The organism is Chromohalobacter nigrandesensis (assembly GCF_023061285.1).
In the GTDB taxonomy this organism is placed as follows: Bacteria; Pseudomonadota; Gammaproteobacteria; order Pseudomonadales; family Halomonadaceae; genus Chromohalobacter; species Chromohalobacter nigrandesensis.
Genome location: NZ_JAKGAM010000025.1, coordinates 1 through 8492, shown reverse-complemented (window position 1 = coordinate 8492; position 8492 = coordinate 1). Strand labels below are relative to the sequence as shown.

Here is an 8492-nt window from a genome sequence, read left to right as displayed (position 1 = left end):
ACTCATAGTCGCGAGGCGTGGGTTGGCGCTGACCGCCGATGGTTGCTAACTTCATGATTATGCTAACGTCTGGGAAAAACCTCCTCACCGCACTCATCGATTACACTTTGCGGCCACTGTGGTAGGCGACAATAGCGGCAGAAGAAGTAGTGGCCTACGACTTGTACGCTGAACGGAATCAGAAACACCGTGCGAACTATCGAATAGATAATATGGAACTTCTTACCTTCTGAGGCCTTGGACCTGGGCTGAAACCGGTGGGCCGCCTCGGAGAGGCTTGGCTTCAAATCAAGTGACCCTGTGACAGGTTCTACCGAGTCGGCACCCTCTTCCATAAAGCGGCGTACATATTCGAACCTGGCCGACAGATCGTCGATCATCGCTTGGCGGGCATTATCGCTATTCGAGGTCATATAGTGATAGTCATCGAACGAGAAGCTATCCCTGACACTACCATCTTCGCTAAATAGGTAGCCTTTTAGCTCGTAATAATAGCCTTCGATACTGCCAGCCGAATAGGCGAGACAGAATGTGCATTCGTCCCATCGACAGGTTTTTGGCTGGAAATCGACCTCGCTAACGAAGTGGACATTCTTAGAGTCAGTGTTGAAGATAGTATACTGTAGCCCTTGTAATTTTAGCTCGCTCTTCGCAGCAAAGAGAAGGGGATAACCAGTTACAAAGCCAATAACCGCCATCGCAAACGCTGACAAGGTCGCTGGAATGTTAAATAAACCTTCTTTAAAAAAGACCGCTAAAGCTGCAAAACAGCCTGCACCTAAGAGGAAAGTCCCTCCTAGCGTTCCCCAAGAAACATATAGCCCTCTCTCACGGAACCAAGACTCTGCTAAAACGAGGCAGCCTTTTTGTCTAGCACACATAAAGCCTGGTGTTTTTATTTCGTTCGAGACTTTTTTGACATCAAATATATGCTTCTTAGAGAACGATGAAAAACGAAGTCGATTATTGTTTAAAATACCGACCGCCTCAAGTATCTTTTGCTGAGCTTTATTCATGATTAGTTTTCCAAAACCTTCTGTAGCTCTTTATCGCTGGTCCTGACATCAGGCCACCGGTCTTCGCTGCCGTAGAAACAGTGTTTTAGCCAGTTTTGAGCTTCGCTGTCTTTAACTGCCTCTATTAACATGGCTACTCCTAAGGCGATCATGAATACAAGCCCTGCCCAGCCAGCAAGAAATCTAACAAATATCGACATAACCCCCAGCAATGTATTGACCGTCCCGGATACAAAATAGAGCGCCATTAATCCATAATTTCCTTTGTTATAATTATCGATCGTACTTTTAAAGTCATAATACGCAAATCCCCAGGCCGCACCTGCGCCAAGAAAACGGCCAAAACGACCGAAGCGCTCGGCCCGTGCCAAGGCGTTTTCCTGCTTGGCGACACTGATGGCGTTCACTGCTACCGCTCGCTGTATGCCTGTCTCGGCGGTGTTCAATACACCACCGATCAACCCTGCACTGCTAGCATAGAAACGTCCTGCAGCTTCCTCATCTGCGAACACATCCGCTTCTTGCATCGAGTCTCGCGCGAACAGCGTCGACACCGCGCTGAAAAGCAGCCCAACGGCCGCTATCCGGGCATCAGCGTTAACGAAGGCCTGAAACTTCGGCAACGCGGTCTCGCGAATGTTGTTCGCGGTGAGCATGATAGGGCGATCGGAGCGCAACAGCCTCGCTTGAGCCGCTCGGCCGGAGCCGCTGCCATCAGCTGTCTGACGAAGCGCGGTATCATCGAGCAGGATGATATTGGGAACGCGGATCATCGGCTCGGCGCCCCCGGCCTTGAGCCAAGCATGGGTCACGCGACGCATCTGGTTGGCACTAGGCCGCTTGTTGCGCGGTATGCGCTCGCGCATCTGCGCGGTTAGCCAGTCGAGATGCTGCTCGGGTGTGCCAGCCAAGGGCCGTTGTAACATCAGCCGTTCGGTGGCCAACATCGACGCGGCGACATAGAGATTCATCGCGGCCGAGTCGAGCTGGCGAGAGAGAAATTTGGCCACTGGCGCGCCAGTCTGGTAGAGCAACTGAGAGAAAACATTCTTGGCGGCATCCTCAGAGGCTTCCGGATTGAACATGTGCTTTCGACTGGCGGCCCAGGCACTGTTCATCTTATCCAGTACCGTCTGCACATTGCTTTCCGTAATCTGCGTATCCGTCAGATCGCTCACGACATCCGCATGCGTCTGCTGGTTCCAGACCAAACTGCGCATGAGCAGGTTAGAAGTGTCTCCCAAATCAGAGTGCTCTACCCACTCTTGGATTACGCTCTCGCATTCCGCCCGGTCAGCGGCATCATGAAGACACTCGATAAAATGATGGACGTAATGCGTGCCAGAATCGAGATCGTCGGTCCGGTAGTCGCATTCAAAGCAGCGTTTCAATGCGGCCGACCCAAGCCATATCGCATGGTCTTCCGAAATCGGCGTGTGGACTTTGTCCTGATCATCTTGTAATACCTTTGAGACGGTCTCCTTGAAGTCCTGCTCAATTTCCTCGTCGGACATCCGCAAGTATTCGTCATCGTCTTCATAGATTCCAAACCAGACGTCATTACGGGTTTCCTTCCAGGCACGCTGGCTTCGAGCTCGAATCGTATCCGAACTGAGATATTGGCGCTGATTCGTCGCTTTGGACTCCTCCAGCAGCGCCTCCATATCCGAAATGGTCTGGCGATCCGCTTCCGAAGCCGTGCCGTCATCCACTTTTTGTCTCGCTTCACGAAGCCGTTTTTCCGGTACGTCCAGCATCATCGACTCGTTCGCGGCAATACCGCTTCGGTAGACAGACTCTGTCGTCACCTTGACGACATTCTTGAGCGCCTGAATCCCCTCCCAGGAAGAGCTCCGCCAACTATAGCGCTGCAATGAGGCCTCCACCGCCTGAATCTGCTCAGCGTTGAGTTCGACGGTAATGCCGCGCGGGTCGTGTGTGGCGAAGATAATAGATCGCCCCTGCGATGTTCGCTCGGCCGTCTCGATCAGATCCTCGGCCTCGAAAGCGCGCCAGTGGAAGGGATAGACGGATTCGAAGGTGGCGGTGTTTTGTGGGTCATCCTCATCAGCCACCGTATTGCGAAAGCTCTGGATCGTATTGTGCCGGTATTCACTCACCCAATCCGTCACTGCCGAGAGCGGCGCGGTGTGGGGTTGACTCGCTGCCGGGGAGATACACAGAGAAGGAGCGAGAAACTGCATACGTGAGGACGGGTCCTGCGCAATCCGATCCCGGAGGGTCTTGTCCCAGTCGGTATCCGAGAAGGCTAGCCAGGCCTCGGGGATGTTTTCCGGATGGCTGATCGTCACGCAGCGAGCCATCTGCCAGCCGAAAGCGCTTTTCCACAAAAAACTCTATCATCAATCAGCGATTGGAAAGCACAATTTCAGGCCCACATTCTTCGATAATAGCCGGAGACCATTGAGGCACCTTGCAGTACTTGCAGCACAAGTAGTGCCCCGCGCCACCAACCACTTTAGGTATAAAGGTGACCACACTCATCAATGCGGACAAAACCTTAATAACCAATGACTTGGAATCCACCTTAGGGTCAACAATTTCCATTGACTGCCTAAAGCTAGACTTAAGGGAAACATAGTCGTCTTCTTTGGGTGTATCCAAGCTACTAATATCCTGCAAGGTCATAAACTGACGAACATACTCGAATTGATAGCTCAACCAACGCTCCGTCATGCTTCCAGCAACATGGCCTAAATTAATCATCTCTTCGCCAATAGAAAAACTCTCCAAAACGCCATCGTACTCATTTAATACATAACCGCGCACCTCATAGTCGCGCCCCTCGGGCCCGCCTGCGCGTTTTGGCACGATACAATAGGTACAGCGACGCCAAGGATAGGTGACAGGCTGGCCATTGTGAATGCTAAAAAAATGAACATTCCCCGTGCGACGGTTAAATATAACAGGGGATACCGCATAGCCTTTAATCTCTTCCCAAGCCAGCCACCAGAAACCAGTAGTCAAAGGTAATGTCACAAGTGCAAAAGCAAATGTCATCCAGTATGGCGCAGATGTATAAACGGGAAGACCGCCTAGGACCAAGAAAAATAACAAAATAACCAATCCGCCGAAGCCACACCAGCTCAGGTAAATACCTCTTCGCTCAAACTCAGAATCGGCGACTGCAAGCACTTCATTACTATATAATAGCGTTAGGCGCGTAGGCCGAGCATCGTCAGCAGCCGATTCGTCCAGAGAGAAGCGTCTTTCCTTTCCGCTAGCAGGAAGCTCGAATTGATACTTGGGGATCATCCCCATAGCTCTTAGAAATTGATTGCGCTTTCTCATAATTCACCCTTTAAATACCTTGCCAAGCTCTTCCTGAGATTCCTTTATCGTTGGATACCTTTCGCCGCTGCCATAAAGACAATGACTCAGCCACTCTTGAGCTGCGGAGTCCAAGAACAACCCGATCAAGAAGCCAATCACCAACATTGCTATAATCACAAACATGCCAATTAACGAAAACATACCAGCGACCAAAGCAGTAACGCCAAGAGCAAAGTTGCCAACCGCAGAAGCTCCATAAAGAAAGACCAGCCCAAAGTTGCCTTTCTTATGCTGCTCGTAAGCATTTACCAAATCATTTGCACAGAAAACAAATGCTGCGCCAGCTCCTAAAAAGCGGCCAAATTTACCCGCAGCCTTGAAAAGGCTTTTGGTTCCATCTGAGAATTGCTGGCCAGCCGCTGCAAGCCCTTTCACACCCGCTTCTACCGTTTCACACAGCCCACCAACGACACCGGCCAGCGAGGCCCAGAACTTGACCGACAGCTCACGCCGACGAAATGCATTAGCATTGTCCAAGGCTTTACCCGCGTAATACCAGGAGATGCCCGAGAAGAACAGAGAAACCGCATTCATTCTGACTTCGCCATTCATAACTTGCTGGAAGCCTGGCATGATCCCTTCACGAATGTTACGCGGGGTCAGAACAATGGGTTCACGGGAGTGCAAGAGTCTCTCCGCTGTCGAGCGCCCAGCGCCCTGGCCGTCACCGATTGCCGCCAGACGCGCGCGATCCACGAACACGAAGTGCTGAGAGCCAAGTTGGTCGTATTGTCCTGTTCTTTTTAGCATCTCTCGTAGCGCATGCCGCATCTGGTTACGACCGGGTCGTTTGTTGGCCGGAATGGCCAGACGCATTTCCTCCGCCAAGAGATTGACGAACTGCATGGATGTTCCCTTCAAGGGGCGCTCCACAATCCATTGATCGGTGGAGAACATCGATGCCATCAGATAGAGATTCTTCGCGGTATCGTCGACTCCCTTGGACAGCAAGTTGGCGACCGGCGCCCCGGAATGGTAGATCAGCCTCGTGAAGGCATTGCGTCCCGCGGCTTCACTCAACTCAGGGTTCAGCATCGTATTGGCGCTTTTCTGCCACGTGGCGTTAAATTTATCGATAACCATTACAGCACTTTGGGCAGTCAGGGGAGGCGCGCTGTCGATCTCCGCCAGGTGGTCGTCCTGGTTATGCCCAAGGCTCCGTAGCAGCGGGTTATCCGGATCGGTAGGATTACCCGCGCTCGCCCATGCCTTTAATATTTCAGCACATTCTTCCCGATCAGCGGCGTCATCTATGCAGTCGACGAAATGATTGACGTAATTCACGCCGGAATCAAGCTCGTCTGTCCGATAATCCGAGGAGAAGATCCTTTTCAGATCGGGAGAGTCCAGCCAGGTCGCATGATCTTGAGAGAGTGGTATATCTATCGCCTCGGAATCGGTTTTGAGTGTCTCTTTGACACTTTGATAGTTCTCTTCGATTTGATCATCCGTCAGCGATAGAAATTCCTTTCCTTCTCGGGTCTCCTCCCAGGCGGCTAGCCGGACCTCCTTGATGTTATCGTCCGTCAGTTGCTCTGAGGTGGCCTCTTTTCTCTCTATTCTAGCCGCGATAATGTCATGTGTTTCTTCGAGCTCTTTCTTGTATTGCAACTGGTGTTCACTTGGGCCTGCGATCTCGATCCGTGCATTCACCTGTTGCTGCTGTTGCTCATTGAGTTCGAGCATTTCTGGGTCGCGTAACAGCACCGATTGCCGATGACGCTTTTCTGCTTGGTTTCCGACCGATTCCCGTATGGTTTGTATCCCGGCCCACGATGACAGACGCCAGCTAAAACGCTGCAGCGACGCCGATACCGCCTGAATCTGCTCAGCGTTGAGTTCGACGGTAATGCCGCGCGGGTCGTGCGTGGCGAAGAGAATAGATCGCCCCTGCGATGTTCGCTCGGCCGTCTCGATCAGATCCTCGGCCTCGAAAGCGCGCCAGTGGAAGGGATAGACGGATTCGAAGGTGGCGGTGTTTTGTGGGTCATCCTCATCAGCCACCGTATTGCGAAAGCTCTGGATCGTATTGTGCCGGTATTCACTCACCCAATCCGTCACTGCCGAGAGCGGCGCGGTGTGGGGTTGACTCGCTGCCGGGGAGATACACAGAGAAGGAGCGAGAAACTGCATACGTGAGGACGGGTCCTGCGCAATCCGATCCCGGAGGGTCTTGTCCCAGTCGGTATCCGAGAAGGCTAGCCAGGCCTCGGGGATGTTTTCCGGATGGCTGATCGTCACGCAGCGAGCCATCTGCCAATCGCTGGATCTCCGGCAGGCTTCACTTTTTTCCATTCCCGGTGCCAACTGGCCATCGATGGGCAGCGGAAGGAAGTTGCTGTCGCTGGTGACGACATATTTTCGCCATTTGGCGCCTTCAGCATCACCGCTTGGAAAATGCAGGTAAAAGTAGCCCGGTCGCATGCAGCGCAGAATGTAGGTGGCACGTTGCATCGGCTTGTCGAGGACGCCGTCGCCGAAGTGTCCACCGCTCTCGATCGGGGTGAGTCCGTTGATGGCGTGCGCATGACTCTCGGCGATAGCCGCATAGCGCACCGGGAGGATGACCAGCCCGGGCGACTTCTTGCACATCTGGCAGTTGCTACAACCGCTCGTATCGGTGGAGGCGCCGGCGCTTTCACTGGGAACGTTGGCGACGGCCGTCGCTACCGCTTCGTGGATGTTTGGAATCGCACTCATGCTACGTCGTTTCCCGGGTGGTCAATTGTGTCTGGATAGTTTCCCAGCGGGCCTGAGGCCAATTGCCGGTCACGGTTCGATACGCTGTGCCCCCTTGCGCCAGCGCGACCGCGTGGGCGACATCGGGATGCTGGAGAATATCGGGATGTACCAGCAATTCATGCAGTACGAGTGCCAAACGGTCCCGTTCATCCTGCAATCCCCGTTGTCGGGCATGCGTGAGGCGCTCGGCAATGTGCCGTCCTGCCGCCGACTCATCCACTACCGCGTGGGGGGCCTGATCTCGCCATTGCTGCAGACACTCGCGAATCGTGGGCAACGCTTCAAGATATCGAAGTTGGTCTGCGTCGAGCGTCAGCCGCAATATGCGTCCAGTCGTTGGTGCCTGGTTGGGTATCGATACCCAGTGTCGGCCGGCATCCAGCAACTCCCAGCGCTGAATATTCCCCAGGAGCGACTGGAGCTGCTCCGGCATCAAAATCCAACGCAGATGTGTCATGACGCGGGGATCGAAGAACCGGCAGTACATCCACCGCGCCGTGGGCGTGGCCGCCAGACAAAAGCGGCTCAGTTGTTCTTGCAGGACGGTCGGCTCGATATCCGCCCGAAGTAGCGCACACAACGCGGGCGGCATGCCATGACGCGACATTGCCTCGGCACGTTCCCTGACGTGGCTGATGGCCGATTCGTTGACGCGGTAGAGATGGGGCGTCAGCGCATGTAGATCCGATCTACGGCGCGGCCGCAGTGCGCCCATGAACTCGACACCGTCGAGCTCCAGCGGCCCATTGAGATGATCGTGCAATAACCACGATGTCATTGCTTCACTCCTCTCACTCGACCAGCGGAGAACCGCGACTGGCAGCGTCTTTATGCTTCGTTGCGCAGTCTCCTCCCTCCGGTAATGCCGTCATTTCCGAGTCCAGGCGCGTCGGCCCGCCAAAACTCTTGGTCGCGCCGTTGATGGTGACCTTGCCCGGGGCGTGGAGCTCGACATGGCCGTCCTTGATGCGCACGTAGGCGCCGCCGCTGACCAGCAGGATTTCCTTGGCGGCCGACAAGTCGATTTTGTCGTCGCGGGAGGTGACATTGAGGTTTTGCCGCGCGGTCGCCTCGAGGTTGTCCGATTGCGCCTGGAGGTCCAGCTTGCCTCGCGCGGCGAAGAGCTTGATGCCCGCCTTCTGCACGAACAGCGAGAGCTTCTCGGAAATCGAGGCGACCAGGCTCTTGCCGGTGGCGATGTTGACGTCTTCGCCGCTGGAGATGCTCAGTGAATGTCCCTGGGCCAGGTGGGTGGATTCGGGCGTGCTCATCGTGATCCCCGCCGGCGAGGCCAGGTGCAGCCAGGGGGCTTTCATGCGCGCCGCTTCGCCGCGACCGCCGCTGTCGCTGGCGCCGCGGGCGCTATCCTGAGTGGCATCC

Annotated in this window: 6 protein-coding genes; all 6 read right to left on the bottom strand. The window is 54.4% G+C overall.

Annotated features, from left to right (window positions below; translation table 11 throughout):
- Positions 1-62: 62 nt before the first annotated feature.
- Positions 63-1016: a DUF6708 domain-containing protein gene (locus tag L1073_RS16970; RefSeq protein WP_246901394.1), complete on the bottom strand. Its 954-nt coding sequence runs from the start codon at positions 1014-1016 to the stop codon at positions 63-65.
- Between the two features lie 2 nt (positions 1017-1018).
- The gene (locus tag L1073_RS16965; protein WP_246901392.1) at positions 1019-3328 is read right to left on the bottom strand and encodes a T6SS effector BTH_I2691 family protein; all 2310 of its coding nucleotides are present in this window, start codon (positions 3326-3328) and stop codon (positions 1019-1021) included.
- A gap of 55 nt (positions 3329-3383) precedes the next feature.
- Positions 3384-4328, bottom strand: a complete 945-nt coding sequence (locus L1073_RS16960) for a DUF6708 domain-containing protein (RefSeq protein WP_246901390.1) — start codon at positions 4326-4328, stop codon at positions 3384-3386.
- Positions 4329-4331: 3 nt separating this feature from the next.
- Positions 4332-7070 carry a T6SS effector BTH_I2691 family protein gene (locus L1073_RS16955; protein ID WP_246901388.1) on the bottom strand — a complete coding sequence of 913 codons (2739 nt, stop codon included), beginning with the start codon at positions 7068-7070 and terminating at the stop codon, positions 4332-4334.
- A gap of 1 nt (position 7071) precedes the next feature.
- On the bottom strand, positions 7072-7890 hold the full coding sequence (locus L1073_RS16950; protein ID WP_246901386.1) for a DUF4123 domain-containing protein: 819 nt from the start codon (positions 7888-7890) through the stop codon (positions 7072-7074).
- Positions 7891-7903: 13 nt separating this feature from the next.
- The coding region (locus L1073_RS16945; protein WP_246901379.1) for a DUF2345 domain-containing protein at positions 7904-8492 on the bottom strand (589 nt) is incomplete at its 5' end.

What these genes read in the sequence shown, in the direction of transcription:
- L1073_RS16970 (WP_246901394.1), bottom strand. Translation starts at nt 1,016, where the DNA reads ATGAATAAAGCTCAGCAAAAGATACTTGAGGCGGTCGGTATTTTAAAC.
- L1073_RS16960 (WP_246901390.1), bottom strand. Translation starts at nt 4,328, where the DNA reads ATGAGAAAGCGCAATCAATTTCTAAGAGCTATGGGGATGATCCCCAAG.
- L1073_RS16955 (WP_246901388.1), bottom strand. Translation starts at nt 7,070, where the DNA reads ATGAGTGCGATTCCAAACATCCACGAAGCGGTAGCGACGGCCGTCGCC.
- L1073_RS16950 (WP_246901386.1), bottom strand. Translation starts at nt 7,890, where the DNA reads ATGACATCGTGGTTATTGCACGATCATCTCAATGGGCCGCTGGAGCTC.